The 22,066-nt window shown below is 33.8% G+C and carries 19 protein-coding genes; 7 read left to right on the top strand and 12 right to left on the bottom strand.

Features of this window, described 5'->3' with window-relative positions; translation table 11 throughout:
• The first annotated feature begins 29 nt into the window (after positions 1-29).
• Positions 30-290, top strand: coding sequence for a hypothetical protein (locus tag AAHM80_RS00290; RefSeq protein WP_342259939.1), 261 nt, complete (start codon positions 30-32; stop codon positions 288-290).
• A 59-nt stretch (positions 291-349) separates the two neighbouring features.
• Here the strand turns inward: AAHM80_RS00290 and AAHM80_RS00295 are convergent, their stop codons facing one another.
• The 7 genes from AAHM80_RS00295 to AAHM80_RS00325 all read right to left on the bottom strand — a co-directional run bounded on the left by AAHM80_RS00295 (position 350) and on the right by AAHM80_RS00325 (position 6,787).
• Positions 350-1,420 carry a hypothetical protein gene (locus AAHM80_RS00295; RefSeq protein ID WP_342259940.1) on the bottom strand — a complete coding sequence of 357 codons (1,071 nt, stop codon included), beginning with the start codon at positions 1,418-1,420 and terminating at the stop codon, positions 350-352.
• Positions 1,421-1,433: 13 nt separating this feature from the next.
• Positions 1,434-1,766 (bottom strand): ferredoxin family 2Fe-2S iron-sulfur cluster binding protein, encoded by a 333-nt coding sequence (locus tag AAHM80_RS00300; protein ID WP_342259941.1) that lies wholly within the window; start codon positions 1,764-1,766, stop codon positions 1,434-1,436.
• A gap of 17 nt (positions 1,767-1,783) precedes the next feature.
• On the bottom strand, positions 1,784-3,595 hold the full coding sequence (hscA, locus tag AAHM80_RS00305; protein ID WP_342259942.1) for a Fe-S protein assembly chaperone HscA: 1,812 nt from the start codon (positions 3,593-3,595) through the stop codon (positions 1,784-1,786).
• Positions 3,586-4,086: a Fe-S protein assembly co-chaperone HscB gene (hscB, locus tag AAHM80_RS00310; protein WP_341751630.1), complete on the bottom strand. Its 501-nt coding sequence runs from the start codon at positions 4,084-4,086 to the stop codon at positions 3,586-3,588. The genes hscA and hscB overlap by 10 nt, the downstream gene beginning before the upstream one ends.
• A gap of 344 nt (positions 4,087-4,430) precedes the next feature.
• On the bottom strand, positions 4,431-5,672 hold the full coding sequence (locus AAHM80_RS00315) for an MFS transporter (protein WP_341755505.1): 1,242 nt from the start codon (positions 5,670-5,672) through the stop codon (positions 4,431-4,433).
• Positions 5,673-5,732: 60 nt separating this feature from the next.
• On the bottom strand, positions 5,733-6,293 hold the full coding sequence (locus AAHM80_RS00320) for an IS630 family transposase (RefSeq protein WP_342259546.1): 561 nt from the start codon (positions 6,291-6,293) through the stop codon (positions 5,733-5,735).
• Complete coding sequence (locus AAHM80_RS00325; RefSeq protein WP_342259385.1) at positions 6,287-6,787, bottom strand: helix-turn-helix domain-containing protein; 501 nt, start codon at positions 6,785-6,787, stop codon at positions 6,287-6,289. Before AAHM80_RS00325 ends, AAHM80_RS00320 begins: the two co-directional genes overlap by 7 nt.
• Before the next feature lie 463 nt (positions 6,788-7,250).
• On the opposite strand from AAHM80_RS00325, the gene rpmI reads away from it, so the two are divergent.
• Entirely contained in the window at positions 7,251-7,454 is a 204-nt protein-coding gene (gene rpmI / locus AAHM80_RS00330) for a 50S ribosomal protein L35 (RefSeq protein WP_341747956.1), read from the top strand.
• A gap of 27 nt (positions 7,455-7,481) precedes the next feature.
• Positions 7,482-7,838 carry a 50S ribosomal protein L20 gene (gene rplT, locus AAHM80_RS00335; RefSeq protein WP_341747957.1) on the top strand — a complete coding sequence of 119 codons (357 nt, stop codon included), beginning with the start codon at positions 7,482-7,484 and terminating at the stop codon, positions 7,836-7,838.
• A gap of 190 nt (positions 7,839-8,028) precedes the next feature.
• Here the strand turns inward: rplT and AAHM80_RS00345 are convergent, their stop codons facing one another.
• The 5 genes from AAHM80_RS00345 to AAHM80_RS00365 all read right to left on the bottom strand — a co-directional run bounded on the left by AAHM80_RS00345 (position 8,029) and on the right by AAHM80_RS00365 (position 13,017).
• The gene (locus AAHM80_RS00345) at positions 8,029-8,970 is read right to left on the bottom strand and encodes an IS110 family transposase (protein WP_342259943.1); all 942 of its coding nucleotides are present in this window, start codon (positions 8,968-8,970) and stop codon (positions 8,029-8,031) included.
• A 771-nt stretch (positions 8,971-9,741) separates the two neighbouring features.
• Positions 9,742-11,001 carry a beta-ketoacyl-ACP synthase II gene (gene fabF / locus AAHM80_RS00350; protein WP_342259944.1) on the bottom strand — a complete coding sequence of 420 codons (1,260 nt, stop codon included), beginning with the start codon at positions 10,999-11,001 and terminating at the stop codon, positions 9,742-9,744.
• 9 nt (positions 11,002-11,010) lie between these two features.
• Positions 11,011-11,268, bottom strand: a complete 258-nt coding sequence (gene acpP, locus AAHM80_RS00355) for an acyl carrier protein (RefSeq protein WP_341747960.1) — start codon at positions 11,266-11,268, stop codon at positions 11,011-11,013.
• A gap of 211 nt (positions 11,269-11,479) precedes the next feature.
• The gene (locus tag AAHM80_RS00360) at positions 11,480-12,382 is read right to left on the bottom strand and encodes a TerC/Alx family metal homeostasis membrane protein (RefSeq protein ID WP_341751634.1); all 903 of its coding nucleotides are present in this window, start codon (positions 12,380-12,382) and stop codon (positions 11,480-11,482) included.
• A gap of 62 nt (positions 12,383-12,444) precedes the next feature.
• Positions 12,445-13,017 (bottom strand): YqgE/AlgH family protein, encoded by a 573-nt coding sequence (locus AAHM80_RS00365; RefSeq protein WP_341751635.1) that lies wholly within the window; start codon positions 13,015-13,017, stop codon positions 12,445-12,447.
• Between the two features lie 183 nt (positions 13,018-13,200).
• Here AAHM80_RS00365 and AAHM80_RS00370 point away from each other — a divergent pair, with 183 nt between their 5' ends.
• From AAHM80_RS00370 to AAHM80_RS00385, 4 genes are all read left to right on the top strand, one after another.
• A complete protein-coding gene (locus tag AAHM80_RS00370; RefSeq protein ID WP_342259945.1) occupies positions 13,201-13,893 on the top strand; it encodes a CvpA family protein in 693 nt (230 codons plus the stop codon).
• Complete coding sequence (locus AAHM80_RS00375; RefSeq protein WP_342259946.1) at positions 13,886-14,008, top strand: hypothetical protein; 123 nt, start codon at positions 13,886-13,888, stop codon at positions 14,006-14,008. Before AAHM80_RS00370 ends, AAHM80_RS00375 begins: the two co-directional genes overlap by 8 nt.
• Positions 14,009-14,258: 250 nt before the next feature.
• Complete coding sequence (locus AAHM80_RS00380) at positions 14,259-16,496, top strand: hypothetical protein (protein WP_342259947.1); 2,238 nt, start codon at positions 14,259-14,261, stop codon at positions 16,494-16,496.
• A 644-nt stretch (positions 16,497-17,140) separates the two neighbouring features.
• Positions 17,141-21,964, top strand: coding sequence for an autotransporter outer membrane beta-barrel domain-containing protein (locus AAHM80_RS00385; RefSeq protein ID WP_342259948.1), 4,824 nt, complete (start codon positions 17,141-17,143; stop codon positions 21,962-21,964).
• Positions 21,965-22,066: the final 102 nt, after the last annotated feature.

Genomic DNA, 22,066 nt, shown 5'->3' on the forward strand with positions numbered 1-22,066 from the left:
ATAACCGAGTTGAAAAACTAGTTAGCAAGGTGGAAGAACGTAATATATATGTATCAACGCATAAGAAAGCAAAGCCAAAAACTGGTTTAAATAATATTCAAAAAATTGCTGAAGAATGGCGGATAGATAAATTTATCAACCTAAAATTAGACGGCAACCAAATAGTGGTTGAAATTGATCAAGATAAGAAAAAAGAGTTATTTGCTCTTGTTGCTGTTATGCGTAAATTACTCGCTTTTATGCACTCTATTGTCAAAAATAATTCTTCTTGCAATGAAAATTTATGTTAAGTTACTATTTCTTATTGACTTCCATTACGGATGCTGGGGTAAGTTATATTGAACTCATGTTAACTTTCAGTGTTGTTCTCTTCTATAGCCTCATCTACTTTACTATCCTCTAGTTTAAACTCAAGCAAATTAATTGAACCTATATGTATACCATTATCAGAAAACTCAATATCAAATTTCACCTTTTCATAAGTTGCTAATTCATTATCATCTGTCTTAACTACTCCAGATAAAGAAGAATCAACAGCTTTCTCAATGATAGTTTTGACCATTTTTTTAGGTAATAACAAATTGTTAGGAATCAATTTATCGATGATATCATGGTAATTAGTCAATTCAAAAGATAATTTACCTTTTGGTAACTTACTATCAAAAAATTGTAAAAACCCTACCAAATCTACTTGGGCATTATCATCACAAGAAAAAACTAAACGATCGATATTTAAATTTCTGATAGAATTTGTATCTTTACCTTGGTTAGTAGCAATATTGATCAGTGTGGCTAAATCAAGCTGTGCTGTTTTGAAATTAAGAAAATCTTCCCCCGCAGAGTACAACAAACGTAATTGTAGAGCTATATTTTCACCGTCCTGAGATTTTGCCTTATTGATTAGGAAAACTAAATCAGCAATATTAAAAATTTCCTTATCTTCCTGAATGAAGGATAATAATTTATTGTTAACTTGCAGAAACTTTACGATAGATTTTAAACTATCTCCATGGGATAATTTATATATAGGTTTATTAAATTTAACTAGTGCTGTAATATATTCCTTGGACTGAACACTATACTCTACTAATTTACCATCAAAATTCTCTTGTTGTTTTATTCCTTGTTTTCCTAAAATCAATCTAGCTTTTTTAAAACTAAAATCAAACAAAAATGTCATTTCCTCAGTAGATATTTCTTTGGAATTAACATGATCGATAAATTTCATTTTTGGCTCGACTAAATGAATTTGAAAGCGAATAGGAAAGCCAGAAACTTTGATTTGGTTATAAGATATTTTAGTATTATCTGTCTCTGAATTCTTTATAGTATTTACTATATTGCTTTTGATAGTATAAGCAATGCCAAACCATATTATGGTGTAAATTAAACAAATAAAAAACAAAATTTTACGTATCACTCTATATACTCAATTATAAGTTAATATTACGGGTAGCAGATGGCAAGCGAACCCTTATACCGTCAAGTTCTTCACTAACAATAATCTGACAACCAAGTCTTGAAGTATGGGTAAGACCAAACGCTAAGTCAAGCATATCTTCTTCTGCTTCAGAAGGATTTTTTAATTTGTAATAAAATTCCTCATCTACAATAACATGGCAAGTGGCACATGCTAGTGATCCTTCGCATGCACCTTCAAGATCAATATCGTTTTGATGAGCAATTTCCAAAATAGACAATCCGAGAGGGGCATCCACTATTTTTTCCGTACCATCTTTATCTACCACAAAAATTACTTTAGGCATTAATTATTCATTCCTTTTTAGTTTATTTCATCAATATGCTTACCTTTAAGTAAGTCCAAAGTAGCACTATTTAATCTTTCAGAAAGAAAATGCTCTGTTATATTCTCAAAATTCTTGCTACATTCTATAATGTAATCACGATCATTTGAGTTTATTGCTTCTTCTAAAGTTTTAATTGCCATATCAATTTTTCCCATTTCATTCTTTGCAAGAAGATTTGGCATCTCCCTAATAGCATTTTTTATATTATAAATCAAAGATTTTGTATCAATAATTGTTTCTTGCAATAATTTCTTATTATGATCACTAGCAGCATTTTGATAAGCATTTTCTAGAATTTCGGTAATTTCACTTTCGTTGAAACCATAACTTGGTTTTAACGAAACATCATGTGATATATTACTATTTTTTTCTAGAGCTGACACTGACAAGATGCCATCTGCATCAATAGAAAATGTTACTTCTGCTCTCGCTCCACCTGCTTTCATTAGTGGCAATTTTAGTTCAAATCTTGCAAGTGACCGACAATCTTCTACCATTTCTCTTTCTCCCTGTACCACATGCAACTTCATAGAAGTTTGGTTATCTACATAATTGGTAAACTCCTTAGTAACCGATATCGGTATGGGGCTATTACGAAGAATGATTTTCTCAGTAATACCACCATTTAGTTCGATACCAAGTGACAAGGGTACTACATCAATTAATAAGGAATTAACATTTGCTGAAGTTAGATTCTCTGCCTGCAGGGCTGCTCCCCATACTACCGCCTTATCTGGGTTAATATCCGAGAAAATAACAGTATTAAACGTTTTTGCTAAACTTCTACTAATTAAGGGTATGCGAGTTGAGCCCCCAACCAGGATAATACCTGAAATATCAGGGTTATTTGCCTGTTCTAGCGTATCTTTGGTAATAGCTATTGTACGTTCTACCAATGGTAATATTAACTGCTCAAAATTTTCTAGATATAACTCCAATATCGTTGCCTCCTCGTATATCATAGCACATTTATTTTGACCACTAAGTGTTTCTTTAGCTTTTTTTGCTAATTTTATTAATTTGCTAGATTCTAGTAATTTATATTTATCACAAAAATGCCTCATCACTAAGTGGTCAATATCATCACCACCTAAAATATTATCTCCACCAGTGGCAATAACCTGAAGCACACCGGTTTGCATATTGAGAATTGATACATCAAAAGTCCCGCCTCCTAGGTCATACACTAAATAGTACCCTCGGCTCTTTTTATTCAGACCATATGCATAGGCTGCTGCTGTTGGCTCTGCAATTAACCTTAGTACTTCAAAGCCAGCAATTTTTGCTGCCAGCATTACTTCTCCTCTAGCGGCATCGTTAAAATGTGCTGGCACAGTTATTACTGCTTTTTTGATTTCTAAATTTAATTTCTCAGTAGCTTGTTGCTTTAAATATAGGAATATTTGTGCGGCGACTTCTGGAACGGTCATCAGTCTTTCAGCAAATTTTATTCGTAATATTTGACTGTTTAAGTCAATATAATCTTTCACTAAGGCAAAAAGTGCCGGATTATTTTGTATATCAGATAATTTTTTACCGAAAAGTCTTTTAATAGAACGAAAATTATCAATTATATTATCATTGCCAACAATAAAGTCTTTGCCATGGAATGCTATAACTGATGGTATAAGTTCTTGGTCATGATCATCTATGATAATTTGTATTATTTGTTTATTTGATAAAGCAATCAATGAGTTAGTTGTACCAAAATCAATACCAACTGCTATATCCTTATCATGTTCATGCTGGTTAGAAGAGCCAGCTTCGCTAATTTCTATTATTTGCATGACTTGATTTTTAGTTGAATATTATTAATTAAATTTTTAAGGTATTTAAATTTTATGGTAATATCAAGAGCGTTTTGCATATTTTGATCTTGAAATGCAGTAGTTAGAGATTCAATAAGTTTTTCTTTTTCAAGGATTTTGTTATTTAGCATATGCTCTAACTTAGTTAATTGTTGAGTAGTTTCAACAAGCTCTAATTCACTCCACACAATATTTAATTGTTCCTTTGAAATACCTTGCCTAACCGTTATTTCATCCAAGACTATATTGTTTAAAAGTAGAAGATACTCAGCTCGTGCTAAATCATCTTTAAGAATTGAATAAGCTTTATTTATATCAATAGAGAGGGCCAAATTTTCTTGCCTCGCATTGTTAGTTTTAACTCTATCTGGATGATATTTTGATTGCATAGCAAAATATTGACGATCCAATATATTTAAGTCAATATTATATTTTCTTTCTACACCTAATAACTCAAAATAACTGCTCATAATTACTTCTAGTAGATCAATTATCAAACCATGCCCCTGTGATTATATACTAGAAACCTCAGTTTTGGATTAAAATTTTTAATTTTAATCTAGAACTGGCTAGAATATCAGAAAAATGCATTCTTGAAGCGGCTGGCACGAATGCATTTTAAACCTTTCTAAAGCTAAAAACATGATTTTAAAAGATTAAAATCATGTTTTTAGCAAAATATTAATTTAACAATCAGATGCAGAGCCGTCTCAAATCTGATTGTTTCGATAATTTCACCGAATTTGGGATAAGAATTGACAAATTCTTATCCCGAATTCGCGTATATAGATAGCATAGTAAAGTATCAAATCTATTAAATCTTACGTATCCTTAAAAAGGCTGGTACAAATAACATGCTAAATAACGTAGTCAATAAAAAAAGTTGAGACCAGTCCATATAATTTGCACAAATGCCAGATAAAAAGGATAAAATAATCCGTACGAAGGAGCCAAAAGAAGATATAATTGAGTATTGTGTGGCTATCAATTCGCTACTACATAAACTAGAAAAATAAATAAGAATCGCTGTATTACCAAGCCCGCAACAAAAATTCTGTACAGTAATTGTTATAGTAAATATAAGCATATCATGGCCTACCATAGATAAAAACACAAACATTAAGGGTGACAGTAATTGTAGACTACCACATATTAGGATGCTTCGGGATATTCCTATTTTTGCAGTTAAAATACCGCTAATGACTCCTCCAGAGATCATTAGCATGAATCCATATGCTTTTGAAATAGAAGCAATTTCTTGAGAGGTAAAAGACAAGTCAATAAATACTGGCGAACTCATTGCCATAGGAATTGAGTCGCTTGCTTTATATAGAAAGACAAACAGTATAATGAACATCCAGTTTGGATGATTTCGTTTTAACAATAGTAAGCTATCACCAATAACTTGAAAATATTGTGCAGGTGAAATTAAATCAGTAGAGATGTGTTGAGTTTTTTTTGTAACAGGTTCTTGCATATATAAGGTTATTATAGGTGCAGCCATTGTTATAAGAAAGATATATAGATATACAAAGTACCAATTAAAGAGGCAAGATAAATATAATGCCCCTGTACTATTAATAAGTATTCCTATGCGAAAACCAGTTGAGCTAAAAGTTGTAGCAATTGAGAGATCTTCTTTTTTTATAGTCCGTTCTATACGGTATGCATCTAAAACAACATCTTGAGTTGCTGCACAACAGGAAATAATAAAAATTAAAATTGCGGTAATAATTATGTTAACAGGGGGGTCTATAATTAAAAACCCGCTAGTAGTGACTAATAAACATGCTTGGGTAACTAATGTCCATCCACGGCGTTGACCAAATTTTTGACATATAACAGGTATAGAATATTTATCAATAAATGGTGCCCATATTGGTTTTAAGCAATATGGAATAGATGTTAGAAACATTGCACCAATAATATCAGTTGAATATCCCGCCTGTGATAATTGGTAATGAATAGTAAATGATACTAAAGAAAAATTTACCCCTGCAACTATTCCAAGCAAGAAGAAACAAATAAAATAAGAGCGTGTATGATTAGTTAGCATATTCAGGAGTGATATCCATCTTTTCAAACAATTATTTAGACATTATACCAATTGCAATAATTAACACGGTGTATTTATCCAGTCTCTATACATAATTGATTTTACTAAATCTACATTATGAGCAAATTGATTCCAAGCGTAACAAGCCATAGTGACGATATCTTCATATACACCATAACATTGGTTAGACAAGAAATGATTTTTGATCCATGCCCAAACTTGTTCCATTGCATTAAGTTCCGGTGCATAGGGCGGAAGCGGTATCAAAGTGATATTGCTTGGCACAGTTAGTTTTTTGGCTGTGTGCCAACCTGCATTATCCGTTAGTAAAGCTATATGTCGGTTGCCTTGAATACTGCGAGAAAGGTCTTCTAAGAATTTATTCATTGCCTGTGTATTTGCATATGGTAAAATTAATGCAAAAGCTTCTCCTGTATCATGGCAAGCAGCTCCATAAATATATGTTGAAATGAATTGCTGTTGCCGAACTTTACGGGGTCTAGTGCCACGCTTAGCCCATATACGAGTTAAGCTACCTTGTTGCCCAACTCGAGTTTCATCCTGAGACCATATATCAACTTTACATCTATCGATATTTTTTGATAATAATTCTGTTAGCATGTCTGGGAAGTTTTTTTATATGTATTTTGAGTCTCTTGATTTGACTTTGGATGCATTGAACGAGAAGTAATCCAGCTAAAACCAAGGCGGTGCATAGTATTGTAGACTGTTTTTAAAGTACATTTAGCACCATATTCCTCAAGTAACATGATATGTAGCTCCTTTCCAGTTATATACCCACCAGTTTTACTTTCACTGAGCGTATTGATTTTATCAAAAAGAGCAGACTCTTGTATAGTGTTAATCTTCCTAGGGGCACCGCTTCTTTGTGATTCAAATAATCCTTCAAAACCATGATTCCTAAATCTTCTGAGCCATGATTGCACAGTTTTCCAGTGTGACTTCACTATTTCAGATATGGCTTTAAAAGATTTGCCTAATTGAAGGTAATACATCGCCAATAAACGTATACGATTTCGACCATGCGGCTCATGTTTCATCATTTTTATAAAATCATGACCATGAAAACCTTGCGGTAATATTAACCTAGCCATTTGAGTACCTTTATCAGTTAAAAACCCATTTTACACCACTGCGTTAATTATTGCAATTGGTATTACACCTCAATTCGGGATAAGAATTAACTAATTATTATCCCGAATTGGCTTTAATATAAGGAAAAATGCATTCTTAAAGTGGCTAACGCGAATGCATTTTAAACCTTTCTAAAGCTAAAAACATGATTTTAAAAGATTAAAATCATGTTTTTAGCAAAATATTTATTTAGTAATACAGCTTTTTTAATAATTTCATATAGTTAATATGCTAACCTCATGTATGAACCTCCTGTAAAATGCAAGAAAAAAATAACATATATAAACGATCCTAGCCAAAATATTTGCAAAATTGACTTGCAATAATACTTAAAAACATTATACTTACGTCTATTAGCAACGTGGCTTTGGTATGCCTAGTTTTTGCTAGACTGATCTTAAAATACCAAATAAAGGAATTATAATGCCTAAATTAAAAACAAAATCAGCGGTAAAAAAGCGCTTTAAGCTTACTGCTACTGGCAAAGTCTGTGCCACTCAAGCTGGAAAAAAGCACTTCATGCGACGTCGTACAAAATCTCAGCTTCGTAACCTTAGAGGAACAACAATTCTCTGTGATCAAGATGCAAAGAACTTGAAAAAATTCTTTCTTCCATATGGAATTTAATAATTTAAATAAGGAAATAGGTGAGATATGTCACGAGTAAAATCAGGAAAAGTTTCAAAAAATCGTCATAAAAAAATTCTCAAACTTGCTAAAGGTTATAGGGGGAGATCGAATAATTGCTTTAGGGTAGCAATTGAAAAAGTTGAAAAAGCTCTACAATATGCTTATAGAGATCGTAGAAATCGTAAGCGTGATTTTAGAGGGCTTTGGATACAAAGAATTAATGCAGCAGTACGTGAGCATGATTTAGTATATTCGCAGTTTATGGGTGGACTGAAAAAAGCTGCCATAGATATTGATCGCAAGGTGCTAGCTGAATTGGCAGTCAACAACCCACAAGGTTTTGCAGATATAGTAGTGCAGGTAAAGACTCATCTGCAATAGACTTATTATTAAACCTCTTGGATCATTCTATTTTTGCTGGTAATTTGGGCGTTGGGATTAGACTCGAATCCGTAACGGAATTAGAGTACGCTGCGGTTCGAGGTGAAGCGTCTCCTTCAAATCCCTCAGCATAAGCGAGTTTCGAAAGAGCAATTATCTTTTATCTAAATTTTATAAAAATAGATAAATATTATTTAATAACAAAAACACGTTTTTGTTGAATAAGTTTATGGCACACTTCAAGTAACTTACGCATACAAGCAACTATCGCAACTTTCTTAGGTTTAAAATTATTAACAAGCCTATCATATAAAATTTTTAAATATTGGAAACCATTCTTACCAGCTAATACTGCCATGTATAAAGCATCTCTAGGTATTTTCCTGCCTCCTCGAATAAATCTTCGTCCTTGCTTATTACCACTATCACGAGCATATGGAGCTATACCAACAATTGATGACAATTCATTGCTACTATAATTTTTATCCCCTAATTCAGGTACAAAACTAATTAGTTTTGTAGCTAAACATTTACCAATACCAGGTACAGTCTCTAATATTTTTACCTTCTCTTTTAACTCTTCTGACTCATCTATTGTTTTGTTTAACTTTTTATCAAGCTCAGCTATTTCATTCTGTAAAAATTTAATGAGCTTTTCTATACTCTCTTTATCAATACCATCAATGCTATGATGTAGTCTTTTCTTTTCATTGCTAAGCATTAATACTAAATCTTCTCGTCTTTGTTGACATCTCTTCAAAGTCTCTGATTCAACTTGATATATATAATTCGCTGAAAGCTGCATCTTATCCGCATAATATGCTAATTTAAATGCATCCTTCCTATCAGTTTTACACAAATTCACCGATTTACTAAAAGAATTAAAACTATATGTATTGACCTTATGTATTTGTTGGTTATTATTATCCAGCTTTTGACAAATCTCAGCTTCGTATCCTCCAGTAGGTTCACATATTATTAGCTTAATCTCTTGCTCTTTTGCTAATTTAATCATCTCTTCATGACCAGCTACATCATTGGCAAAACGATGATATTTAGGTTTATCTCTTGTATTATATACACATATATCAAGCCAGTTTTTACTTACGTCTAGACCTATTATTTTATTCATGATATAATCTCCTTCTTCTTATTGTGCAAGGCTGCTCTTTTTAAGACCACCTTCTGCAATTTGTTCAAGGTAAACTACCAAAAAGAGGGTACTTATTCTCTTAGCGACTATTTTAGTCAAGGTCTATTCAAGTCACCCTCTTTAATTACTTATAACACATTCTTAAGATATAAGGTCTATTGAATGGAGTGTTATATTTTAACAATCAGGTGGGCAGCTGCTTCAAACCTGATTGTTTCTATATATAATACTGAATTCGCAGGTTATTTTAATTAATTTCAACCACTATTTGGTTGCCATCTAGAACCGATTTAACTGTAACCGCTATACTGCATGATACCATTGAGGATACTAAACTGACCAAAAGCAAGATTGCCTATATCTTTAGTGATCTAATTGCTGATCAGATAGAAAAACTAACTAGGGGTAAGTGCGACAGAAAGATTAGCTCGGCAGAAATCATGGAATTATTATAGCAGCACAAGATATATGATATCATAATGGTTAAAATATTTGACAGAATTCACAATTTAGAAACTGTTAGTATAAAATCTCTAGAAAAGATTAAGAAGATAATAGAAGAAACTTTTAAAAATTTTATAAGTATTAGCATGTGTTGTGGAACAAAACAACTAGAAAATATATTAACATACTTTATGTTACAAACATTTACCAATTACTGAATCCCCCTTAGAGCTTACAACAATTATCCAACATAAATACCAGCTTCCTACTGCAACTTTTGAAAATGATACAAACCAAAAGTAAATTCTATACTTTCTTAATAATTAAGCTTGCATTAGTTCCTCCAAATCCGAATGAATTAGAAAGTACATAACTAATTTTTGTATTTTTAGCTTCTAAAGCAACTAAATCTATTTTTGCTTCTGCTATCGGTTTATGCAAATTTAGAGTTGGTGGAGCAACTTGGTCTCGCATAGCAAGAATTGAATATATTAATTCTACGCTACCAGCTGCTCCAAGCAAATGCCCAATAGATGATTTGGTTGACGACATAAGAACATTCGGGTTAGCATCCAAAAATAATTTTTGAACAGCCGTTAACTCTATAGCATCACCAACTTGGGTAGAAGTGCCGTGAGCATTGATATAATCAATAAGACTTGCATCAATTTTTGCATCTTTAAGAGCATAAAACATAGCTCTATAAGCACCTCTTCCATCGGGATGAGGTGAGGTCATATGATAAGCATCGCCAGTAGAACCATATCCAATAATTTCAGCATAAATCTTAGCGTTTCTAGCACAAGCATGCTCATATTCTTCAAGTACTACAACACCTGCCCCTTCTCCCATTACAAATCCATCACGATCTTGATCCCATGGTCTTGATGCAAGTTCAGGCGTAGAATTATATTTAGTAGATAATGCTCTTGCAGCAACGAATCCAGCTACCCCGACCGGAGTAACCGGTGCTTCGGCCCCACCAGCAACCATAACATCTACATTACCATATTGAATCATACGCATAGCATCCCCTATAGCATGAGAGCCAGTGGAACAAGCTGTAACGACAGCTTGGTTTGGTCCGGTGAATCCGTATTTAATGGAAACATGACCTGCAAAGAGATTAATTAATGAGGAGGGGATAAAAAATGGACTAACTTTGCCATTATTTTCTTTATGAAACTTTACGGATGTTTCTTCGATCATCCCAAGTCCACCTATTCCTGAACCAAGTATTAAGCCGGTTCTATCTCCCGATAATTCATCTTTTACTTTCCACCCGCTATCCTCGATTGCCTCAGTAGCTGCTCCTATACCATATTGGATAAATAAATCCATCTTATGGACATTGCGAGGGTCAATAAATTTTTCCGGGTTAAAACCATTATCTGTTGAGTGATCCACTGTACCCGCTATTTTACAGGCAAGGTTAGAAGTATCAAATTTTGTGATTGACTTGATGCCACTGCGGCTCTTTATAATACCTTCCCAAGAGGGCTTTACACCAACTCCTAGTGGTGTGATAAGCCCAATACCGGTTATAACAACTCTTCTAGTCGACATGATTATTTATTAATTAGTTATTTTTTTATTTATGTACTGTACAACATCAGAGACAGTTAAAATTTTACTGGCATCTTCATCTGGTATATCACATTTATACTTTGCTTCTATTGCCATCATTAATTCAACTGTATCTAAACTATCGGCTTTAAGATCCTCAACAAATCTAGACTCAAGGGTGATTGAATCTTTCTTTACTTTTAATGTATTAGCAACGATTTCAATAACATCTTGTTCGATGATATTCTGAGCAACACTTGCATCCATAATTAGAACCTCATAACTTAATTTAATTTTAGTAAAATATTCAAACTCTAGCCACTCATGATTGACTTGTATGGAATAAACATAATCTATACATAAGTAAGCTTTGAATAAGACGATACAATAATTCCAAACTTCTAGCATAAAAAAATATTTTATGCCAGTGTAAAATTTCTTTAGTTCTTAAATTAAAATATTACTAATGGTTTACAGTTTAGTATACACTCCTTTTCCTGATAATAGAAGCAATAATACCAAACAACAGAAGAGTAATAGTCATAGCCAATGCAGCGTAAGATGGAATCTCAATAAAATGTTCAGCGAATATTTTTATGCCAATAAATATTAATATTAATGCTAGCGAATATTTTATATAACTGAATTGCTCAACAATATTAGCTAAACATAAGAATAAGGCACGTAAACCTAATATGGCAAAAATATTAGAAGTATAAATTATGTAAGGATCCTTAGTGATAGCAAATATTGCTGGTATACTATCAATGGCAAAGACAATATCCATGATTTCTATAATTATTAATGATGCAAGAAGAGGCGTAATACTTAACCTATTATTAGTTTTAACAAAAAATTTATAACCGGAAATTTTAGGAGTAAGATTAAAGTATTTTTGTAGAATTCTATAAATATACGATTCCTCTACTTTAAAACTTTTTTTTGCTATATAAAAAGTTTTGATGCCTGTAACTATAAGAATAGCTGCAAAAATATATAATAACCAAGAGAATTTCGAGATAACAATGACACCTAGATATATAATTATGGCTCTAAAAACAATGACACCTAGAATTCCCAAGAATAATATCCGATGCTGATATATTAAAGGAATAGAGAAAAACTGAAAAACCATCAATATAATAAAAATATTATCCAATGACATAGCTTTCTCTATAAAAAAGCAAGTGTAGTATTCCCGGGCTTTTTCTCCTCCCATATCAAAAAAAATGAAAATACCGAAGAGGCATGCTATAATTAAATAAAAAAGGCTAAAATAAATAGTTTGGCGGAAGCTCATCACTTTATTTTCTTGGTTTGCAAAACCAAGATCGTAGATTAGTAAACCTGCAATCACTGTACAAAAAACAACCCAAGTCAAGATTCCCTCCATAAACTACTATAACAACTTGAAGAATTAATTCTCAAGTTTATGATCTGATGTTAAGCATTAGCCATTCGTGAAGTAAAGTGGGATTCTTTGATACCGAGATTGTGTAAAGCATTGTGCCACTTATTCTCTGGATGATCAGAAAAAATAAATTCTTTATCACATTTTGTTATTATCCACAAATTCTCCTTAATCTCTGTTTCAAGCTGCCCTGCCTTCCAAGCAGTGTATCCAATAATAAATAAACTATTTTTAGGACCATGACCAGAAGCAATATCATGAGGGATTTTAGGATTAGAGCTAACTGCTAAATGATTCTGAAACTTCAATAGTAGATTTTCATCATAATCATCAGAATGTAGGAAGAATCCGCGTTCATGCTCAACTGGTCCTCCTAGATATATAGGCATCATAATATTACTATCTACTTGATCATCAGATATTTTAAAAAACGATTTTACCTCTATATGATTCACCAAATTATTGAAAATTAAACCCATTGCTCCTTCTGCTGTATGAGACAGCATATAAATAAGTGATTTATTAAATATACCATCAAGCATGTAAGGAGTAGCGATCAGAACCTTACCAGATAAATTATCAAAAATCTTATCGTTTACACTCATAATGTTTATTGTATTTTAAAATTTATTAACATACTAGCTTTTAGATACATATAATGTTAAATTACTGCTATTCAATAGACCTCTTTTGAAACTTCATCTGAGAGGTTTAATAAAAATTTTGAACATGATAGTAAATATACTCAACTTCTGTTCTAAACTTAAAGTAATTTTTTAAAAAGTCTAATGTTTACTTGGTTTGATATAATAATATTGGCAATTATTACTACTTCATCGATGCTCGGGGCATATGGAGGAATAATAAAGCTTACTATTAGCTTACTTGGCTTTATAGTCTCAATTCTTTTTGCCTATTACCTATCTCCATATACTATTTCCATTATTACTCGATATTTTAATAACCACATTGCATTGGTAGTTACCTCTGGGATTATTTCCTATATTATCTCTCTAATCATATGCTCTTTTGTAACCCGTAAATTTCTTTTGATGATCTCTGTTATAAGTGGTGGGGTCATTGACAGATCTCTAGGCTTAGCTGCAGGCATGCTTAGAGGTATGATTATTTGTTTAGGTATCTTCCTAGTCCTAACAATTTTCTTTTCTGACAGTTACTTACAAGCAGAAACCCTAAAAGACGTTATGCAAAATACTACTATTGATAAATATCCAAAATGGCTTAAGGAATCTGTGACTACATCGTATCTAGATAATTTAAGTAAAAATCTTATAAGAACTCTACCACAAGATAGTTTGGAATTCATTAAATTACCTAAAAAATCAAAGATTATTGATACTACAAATGTGTTAGAAAAATCACAATCTCAAGAATCTCCCAATACAGAAAAACAACTCCCTGAAGATCTTATGCAAGAACTTGATGAAGTATTATCAAAAAAAGTAAAGAATCATGATTAGGCTATTGAATAACTATAATAAAAAGAGTTATATTATTGGTAGATATATTCAAGATATAGCTAATCATGAGTTTATTCAAGAGCAAAAATTTGTTGTCGAATATAAGGTAATTTAACCTAAGTTCGATGTAACAAATTATCAGTATTATCTCTATATAGAGGTGACATCGGGGCTATTAAACCGATGTCTTACATCGAACTCAGATTACATGAATGCTATCTAGACTAAGTTAGTTTACAAAAAAGTTCCTAAATATTAAAGATATTGTTATTATTTGCTTGACATTAGTTAACGGATATTATTCTAATAGTATCCTATAGTAAATAAATTTTTAATAATCTGTAATATAACTGGAGAGAAAAAATATGGGACGTATTGATTATAGTAATGGAAATAGGGTTAATCATGTTCGGAAGATTGGGGGGAATTTTCTAAGAAAACAAGATGCTAAATCACACTCATTGAGTAACAAGCAGAATAATGGGAATAATATACAAAAAAAGACTACAGCAAAAATAGATGACTTACCTAATATTCCTGCCATGCTGGATTATGCACTTAATCTTCCAAAGCAGAATATTATAGACCCTATTGACGGAGGTACAGCACATACTCCTATTACACGAGTTTTATTGCCTTTTCTTACCCTCTTTTCTACCGCTTTTCCTAATACTACTGCTCCACCCAATAAAGCTATCGATAATTCAAATAGCTCATTGAGTAGAGTAACAAGTCCCACTAAGGTGAATACGCCTGTTCCTTTTTATACTACTCCTGCAACTACTTCAACTAGCCAAAACCATGCCCCATCAAAAAAGCTGACAAAAGACCCATCTCTTATTAGGGAAAAAGATGGTCTTATACGACATGATGCTGATGGTAATATTATACTAAATGGTAAAAAGTTAACTTTCAGCTATAATCTAAACAGAAACATGCTCAAAAAACAACTCGAAAATAGTAATATTACTGAATTATGTATATGGGAGGTTGCGATTGATCCTCAGGAAGTACAAGAGATTGGAGAAATTCTTAAAGATAGTAATGTTGAAGAATTAAGTATAATACATAGTGGTATAAAAGGAATAGACTTTAGAATGCTTAAAGATACTAGAGTTACTAAATTAAATCTAGCATATAATGGAATAGTCAATAAAAGTGCAAGAGATCTTATAAAATCACTTGAAGGGACTAATGTTGAAGAACTAAATCTATCAGATAATAGAATAGGCAATACAGGAAAAGGAGCAAAAGGTCTTTTAACATTACTTAAAAAGACTAAAGTTAAAGTACTAGATCTATCACGTAACAATATGAGTGATAACAAGGTAAATGATATTATACCAGAACTTAAAGAAAATACTAAGATTATTGCATTAGGTCTAAAAGACACAGGTATAGAACATAATACATTAAAAGAAGTCTCAAAGGTACTAAAACAAAATAGACATGTTAATAAAAAGTCCTACATAAAGTCTAGTCCTACTGAGGAAGAGTCCACCGAGTCTAGTGCTACAAAGGAAAAGTCTCCCAATACTAGCAACAAGCGAGAGAAGCGTGATGTTCATACTACTGATGAGACTCCTCAGCAAGAGACTACTGTTCTTACTACGGATGTATCTAGTACTACTGCGACAGAGTCTACTACCGTGAAGGCTACTACTACGACAGAGTCTACTGCTGCCTCTACTTCGACTACTGCTAAGAAAGAGACTACTACTCCTACTACCGTGAGTACTACTACGACAGAGTCTACTACTCCTACTACCGTGAGTACTACTACGACAGAGCCTACTACTCCTACTACCGTGAGTACTACTACGACAGAGCCTACTACTCCTACTACCGTGAGTACTACTACGACAGAGTCTACTACCCCTACTACCGTGAGTACTACTACGACAGAGTCTACTACTCCTACTACCGTGAGTACTACTACGACAGAGCCTACTACTCCTACTACCGTGAGTACTACTACGACAGAGCCTACTACCCCTACTACCGTGAGTACTACTACGACAGAGCCTACTACCCCTACTACCGTGAGTACTACTACTACAGAGTCTACTACTCCTACTACCGTGAGTACTACTACGACAGAGCCTACTACCCCTACTACCGTGAGTACTACTACGACAGAGTCTACTGTTCCTACTACGGATGGGTCTAGTACTACTACGACAAAGTCTACTGCTTCCTCTGCTGGAAATCCTACTACTGATTCTGCTACAGTATGGTCTAATCCTCAAAAAACTACTACTCCTAAGAAAAATCTTACTGAGAAACCAGAACCAATCGCTGCTGATGTAGTTGTTGATTCTATTACAGAAAAGCATACTCCTAAGGAATCAAATCCTAATGATCCTGCTAGTAGCACAATGTCAACAAAAGAAATCTTAGCTCTGATATCTTTTGTTTTAACTGCTGTAAGTATTGGTGGAGGTGTTGCTATATGTGTTGTCAAGAAGTTTTTTGATGGAGCAAGCCGTTTGGGTCATAACGCATTAGCATTAGCTGACTTAGCAGAATCAGACAATCATTTAGACAATAATGAAGAGACATCATCTTTAACAGGTGTAACAGTTAACGATGACATGGATTAAAACTAGGGTAATTTAACCTGAATTCGATGTAACTTGTTACATCGAATTCAGTATTATATATAGAAACAATCAGGTTTGAAGCGGTTGCCCACCTGATTGTTAAAATGCACTCGCGTCAGCCGTTTCAAGAGTGCATTTTTCCTTATAACAAACTGGTTTAAAGAAGGATTCATTTTAGCCTATGCCTTAAGATTGATAGATCACCGCAACAGTTTGTTTATGTTATCACAAATGCACAGCGGTTTGTTTGGTGCTTGGAAGAAAGTTTGGGAGTCAAGTAAGTCAAACTATCATGTATAACAAATTTCTATAGCTGTTTCAAATATAACACAGTTGATAGAAATTTATCAAAAAAATAGTCAAGTAGCTTGTAATTAATTATTTTTACATATATAGTAGCTGCGTGTTTAGATATTTCTAAAAAGGTTTTTAAGGTATTATGATTGCGTAGGGTCATCCCTGTGCATTCGATGGTTATCCTTGCGAAAGTATGGGTCTAGAAAAGTTTAATATAGTCTGCTAGGCTGTTTTTTTAGATTTCTCTATCTGCACGGGAATGACATCGAGCAGAAATAACTTTTGAAACTAATTGCTCTAAGAAACTGTATTTAGAAAATGAATTAACTATTAAATAGGAAAAAATTATGAATAATAAAAGTAAAAAAAGCAGTTTTTTGAAAAACTTGCTAGCGACTGCTTCTATTGCTTCAGTTATAGTCGGTGGAAGTAATACGGCATTTGGTGCTGCTGCTGGAGGTATAGAGGCTAGGACTATGAGAGCTGTTGCTGACCATGTGCTTAGTACAGGTGCTGGACTAAATCAGGATGCTGTTCCTGCTTATCTACGATTTATCTCAGGCTCTAGTTTGGCATATGATGCTGATGCTGATGCTCGTACTGTTACTGCTGACGTTGCTGGTGGTCAAACTATTAGTGTACTTGATCTAAATAGGAATAATCTTCATGCTGCTCAAGGTTTGTTTACAGTTAATACAGACACAGTTATCAATTCGATAGTTAATAACCATGCTAATGCTGCAGGTAATAATGTTATGGTTCCTTTTAAAATTGCAGCTGGTCGCAGTTTAACTTTCGGTGGTGAGATTGTTGCTGGTAGTACCGTTCTTATTAATCCTATTGCTCAGGCTGATCGCGTTGCTGGTGCTAAATTTGTAAGTGACGTTGACTTTGATGGTGTTAATGGTAGCCTTAATATTACTACTGGTGTTGGTGCTAATTTTGCTATTGCTCCTGCAGATCTCGATTTTACTAACTTGACAGCTGCTAACGCTCAAAATGCAACATTGAATATTAACAATGCTGGCAATGCTGCTGGCGTTGCCTTTAAGACAATATTCCGTAAATCAGAAGTTGCTACAATCCGCACAATTAACATCTCTGATGATAGTGTTGTTGAATTCAACTCTACTGTAACTGATCATGGTGCTGCTAATACGTTGGACTTACAACAACAAGGAGCAAATAGTAGAATCAACTTTGGTACTAATGGTAATGGTACATTGTTGCTTACTTCTAATGCTGCTGCTCATAGTTTTAGAGTTATGAATGGATCTCTTGGTGGTAATAATAAAGATGGAGATGGTATAATTCACTTCGATAGTGCAGTAGCTGGAACTCTTAGTCATGAAGTTGCAGGTAAGGCCGTAGTTGGTATAAATAAGGAGAATAGAGCTAAAAAATTCATAGTTACTTCTGGTGCTGGTGTTCGTGCAACAATTGCAGGAAAAGTATATACTAAAGAACTTGAATTACGCGGTGAGGCTATTACTTTCGGCAATGAGGTTGATGTAGGAGATCAGGGTAAGACAAACATAACAGTAGCTACAGCTCTAACTCTAAACGACAATAGTAATCTTGGTACAACAGATTTCCATAATATACCTAATAGTACAATTACTGTGGCAGCTGGTAAAACACTTGAAGGAAACTTTCATGCTGACGTAAACAATGGTGCAGCTCAAGTTGGAACGATAATTTTTACAGGTGAGGGTGTATTAAAAGCTGATGTAATAAACAAATTAGTTGCAATTGAAAATACACAACCTGGTCTTCTGAAATTGTCAGGACAGCATACTGTCACTGAACTAAGAGGAACTGTGGCTAATACACATTTTACATTTGCTGATGGTTATAAACTGACCGGTAATATTAATAACACTGCTGCTGCTGCTGCTTCAGATTTAACGTTTGAGGGTGATGCTGAAATTACTGGTAATATTGGTGCTGCTGGTGTTGGAGCAGTTCGTAATATTATCATCCCTAAGGATAGCACAGTAAAAGTTGGTGGTGATACGATTAATGCTGCTAGTATCTTTGATACTGCTGATAGTGGAACATTGAAATTAACTAATAAAGCAGGTGATGTAACCATTACATCTACAATGAGTGCTAATAGTGGCGGTACTATTGATGCAACTGAAATGAAAAAGGGTAGTACTTTAAATATTACTGGCACTATTGGTACGGATCCTCATCGTGATGATTCTAAGGCTTTAAAGAAATTATTACTGAACGGACAAAAACCTATCTTTAACTTAGTTGCAGCTGCCAATAAATGGGTTAATATTGCTGGAATTGATTTTGGTGGTGGAGCTTCAACAGTTGAGATGAATGTTGATGCTGCTAAATATGCCTTTGGAGCTTTAACAAATGCAGGGGAAGCTACATTTGAAATTAGTGAGAATGTTGACTTATATAATACAACAACCTCTAAGGATGGGGGAGTAAAGGAAATCAAGTTTACAGCAGACAATAAGACTCTTACTCTTCATAAAGGTAATGATATTACTGCTAATAGTATAACTGCTTCCGGTGGAGCTGGTGGAAGTGATCTAGTTTTTGCTGGGGATGCTGCTCTAAAAGGCGACATAGGAACATCAACCAGGAAATTTAAAGGTCTCAAAGTAAATGCTGATGTTAAGGCAATTACATCGGGTCAAGGCTTTTTCAGCGAAAATATAGAATTAGCAAATGGCGGATCTACATTAGTTGTAGATGGTAATTATACTGCTAAAGCAGTTGTTGGTAATGTTCCTGGTGGTGGAACACTGAAATTTGTTAATGATGCTGGTGTTGGTACTGGTGTAAAATTCACTACTACAGCAACTGCTAATGCTGGTGCTATATCTACCTTAGAATTGCATGGTGGTAATGTTGAATTAGTAGGTGATAACGGTCTAAAATTTAGCAATATTAAGTTTGCAACTGCTGCAAGCTTAACTTTAGCTTCAAAGATGGAACTTAAAGATATAAATGTTGATAGTACTCTTGATAGTGCGAGTTCTAAAGGTGCTAGACCTACAGTTATATTATCAGCTATTGATCACACTATTAGTAAACCTAACCATATTGGTGATAAGGAACATTTGGTTAATCTACAATTTGCTGGAGATAATACCTTAAATGTTACTACTACAGACTTCTTTGCTGGTGTAACAACTACAACTGATAATCAAGGTGCTGTTAACTTTAAGGCTGGTTCTGACAAGGTTTATGGTTTAGGTTCTAGCGGACTCAACTTAAAAGCTGCAACTTTTGAAGTAAATACCGAAAACTTTGGTGATACTTATGTCAATAATGCTATTATTAATGATAAATTGAAGTACACAGCTGGTGGAACAGTAGCTGGTGGACTACAAGTTGGTAGTGATAAAGGTGGTTCTGTAGCTGAGTTTAAAGATGGTGTTATTTTGACAGCTGCTGTAACCAGTAAGGGAGCAGATAATAAGATTAACTTCACAGATAATGCTACTATTATTGGTACTAAGCTTGGTACAGAGAATGCTCGTTTTAAGGCTATAACATTTAATGGCAATAAAAAAGTAGGCTTGAAGAATGCTGCTATGTATGCCGAAGTAGTTAACTTCGGTACTGAAAAGATCGTAATTGCTGATAACAACATAATTAGTGGTACTTCACATGTTAATGCCAGTATTAATTTGAACTCTGGTAAGTTAATCTTCCAAGATAACAAAAATGACGTAAATTCTACATGGGGTCCTAAAACTTCTATTAAAACTACCTTAACTGCAGATGGAAAACTTGGTTCTATAGAAGTTAATACTCCTATAGAGGTGGCTGCTAGTGTACCAGTTAATCTTATAGTCGTGAAGGATGAAGCTCAATTAGGGGCGGATCAAGAGTACAAGTTGATTAGCAATGGTAAATATCTAATTCTAGGTAATGATGCACGATTTGGTCCTCTAACAGTAGCAAAATCAACAAATCAAGCATATGTAAAGTGGACTGTTTCTACTAAAGATGATAAAGATGTTTACTTGTTGCGTTCAAATGATGCTGCAACTATAGCTCCAGCTGATGTGAAACTTGCTGGTGGTGATGATAAAGATCAGGAGAATGCTACTTTGCTTGGTCGTGAGGCATTAGCTGCTATGACTGATATTGGTACGTTATCACAAGACCCAAAAGTACGTGGTGAAGCAGTAAAAAGAATTGTAAATGCTGAGAATGCACTAGTAACTGATGCTGTCGAACATACTAATGCTGGGATTGCTAGTTTAGTGGGAGCAAGACTTGCTCAAGTTGATGAACAACAAAAACCTGTAGGTAGTGGTTCTGATGATGTAGCTGGTGAATCAATGGGTGCATGGGCTATGCCATACTATAATCAAGCTGTTCAGAAGGGTGAAGGTAGTGTTGTTGGCTATAAAACGAAATCTGCTGGTGGAATCCTTGGTTTCGATGCTTTAGCAAACGAAAATCTAATGATCGGTGCTGCTGTTAGTATTGTTAGAACTGATATGAAATACAAAGATTATAAAATTGGAGAGAAAACAAACATTAATACTGTGATGCTCTCTATTTATGGATCACAACAACTTGATAAAAATTTCTTTGTACAAGGTTTGGTTTCTCTTGGTTCAAATAAAATTAAGAATAGCGATCCTAGAAAAGTTCCTACTTCTCGTAATGCTAGTGGTCAGCAAATTGCTAAAGCTAGTTATGATTCTCTGTCTTACGGTGGTCAAGTATTATTTGGTTACAATGCTAAAATGTCTGACTCAATGTCATTAATACCGATGGCTGGAATTCGTTATACAGGATCTAGCGATGAAGGTTATAAAGAAACTGGTACAGACAACGTAAATAAGGTCGTTGCTAAGAAGACTAACAATAAAGTTGAAGCTGTGCTTGGTACTAGATTTGCAGTTTCTGTAGATACTAGCGGTATTACAGTGATGCCTGAAGCACATGCTTTTGTTTCTCAAAAGTTATTTGGTGATTCAGGGAAAGTTAGTGCTAAATTAGATGGTATGACTAGTTCGTTTGCTACTAGATCTGACAAAGAGGCAAAAACATTATTTAACCTTGGTTTAGGCGTTACTGCTAAAGCTGGTAATATGGAGTATGGAGCTGGTTACGATGCATATTTAGCTAGTAAATATGTTGGTCACCAAGGTACTTTAAAAGTTCGTGTAAACTTCTAAACTAATCTTTTAAGTTTACTTATCTATTACTTCAAACAAAAGGGTTTTCTTTTAAAAAAGAAAGCCCTTTTTGTTTAATAAGAGTGCTTACGAATTGATTCT

Source organism: Candidatus Tisiphia endosymbiont of Metellina segmentata (assembly GCF_964030715.1).
Classification (GTDB): Bacteria; Pseudomonadota; Alphaproteobacteria; order Rickettsiales; family Rickettsiaceae; genus Tisiphia.

Excerpts from the sequence above, each read along its gene's own strand:
- AAHM80_RS00300 (WP_342259941.1), bottom strand. The coding sequence starts at position 1,766 with ATGCCTAAAGTAATTTTTGTGGTAGATAAAGATGGTACGGAAAAAATA.
- hscA (WP_342259942.1), bottom strand. The coding sequence starts at position 3,595 with ATGCAAATAATAGAAATTAGCGAAGCTGGCTCTTCTAACCAGCATGAA.
- hscB (WP_341751630.1), bottom strand. The coding sequence starts at position 4,086 with ATGAGCAGTTATTTTGAGTTATTAGGTGTAGAAAGAAAATATAATATT.
- AAHM80_RS00315 (WP_341755505.1), bottom strand. The coding sequence starts at position 5,672 with ATGCTAACTAATCATACACGCTCTTATTTTATTTGTTTCTTCTTGCTT.
- AAHM80_RS00320 (WP_342259546.1), bottom strand. The coding sequence starts at position 6,293 with ATGCTAACAGAATTATTATCAAAAAATATCGATAGATGTAAAGTTGAT.
- AAHM80_RS00325 (WP_342259385.1), bottom strand. The coding sequence starts at position 6,787 with ATGGCTAGGTTAATATTACCGCAAGGTTTTCATGGTCATGATTTTATA.
- rpmI (WP_341747956.1), top strand. The coding sequence starts at position 7,251 with ATGCCTAAATTAAAAACAAAATCAGCGGTAAAAAAGCGCTTTAAGCTT.
- rplT (WP_341747957.1), top strand. The coding sequence starts at position 7,482 with ATGTCACGAGTAAAATCAGGAAAAGTTTCAAAAAATCGTCATAAAAAA.
- AAHM80_RS00345 (WP_342259943.1), bottom strand. The coding sequence starts at position 8,970 with ATGAATAAAATAATAGGTCTAGACGTAAGTAAAAACTGGCTTGATATA.
- fabF (WP_342259944.1), bottom strand. The coding sequence starts at position 11,001 with ATGTCGACTAGAAGAGTTGTTATAACCGGTATTGGGCTTATCACACCA.
- acpP (WP_341747960.1), bottom strand. The coding sequence starts at position 11,268 with ATGGATGCAAGTGTTGCTCAGAATATCATCGAACAAGATGTTATTGAA.
- AAHM80_RS00365 (WP_341751635.1), bottom strand. The coding sequence starts at position 13,017 with ATGAGTGTAAACGATAAGATTTTTGATAATTTATCTGGTAAGGTTCTG.
- AAHM80_RS00370 (WP_342259945.1), top strand. The coding sequence starts at position 13,201 with ATGTTTACTTGGTTTGATATAATAATATTGGCAATTATTACTACTTCA.
- AAHM80_RS00375 (WP_342259946.1), top strand. The coding sequence starts at position 13,886 with ATGATTAGGCTATTGAATAACTATAATAAAAAGAGTTATATTATTGGT.
- AAHM80_RS00380 (WP_342259947.1), top strand. The coding sequence starts at position 14,259 with ATGGGACGTATTGATTATAGTAATGGAAATAGGGTTAATCATGTTCGG.
- AAHM80_RS00385 (WP_342259948.1), top strand. The coding sequence starts at position 17,141 with ATGAATAATAAAAGTAAAAAAAGCAGTTTTTTGAAAAACTTGCTAGCG.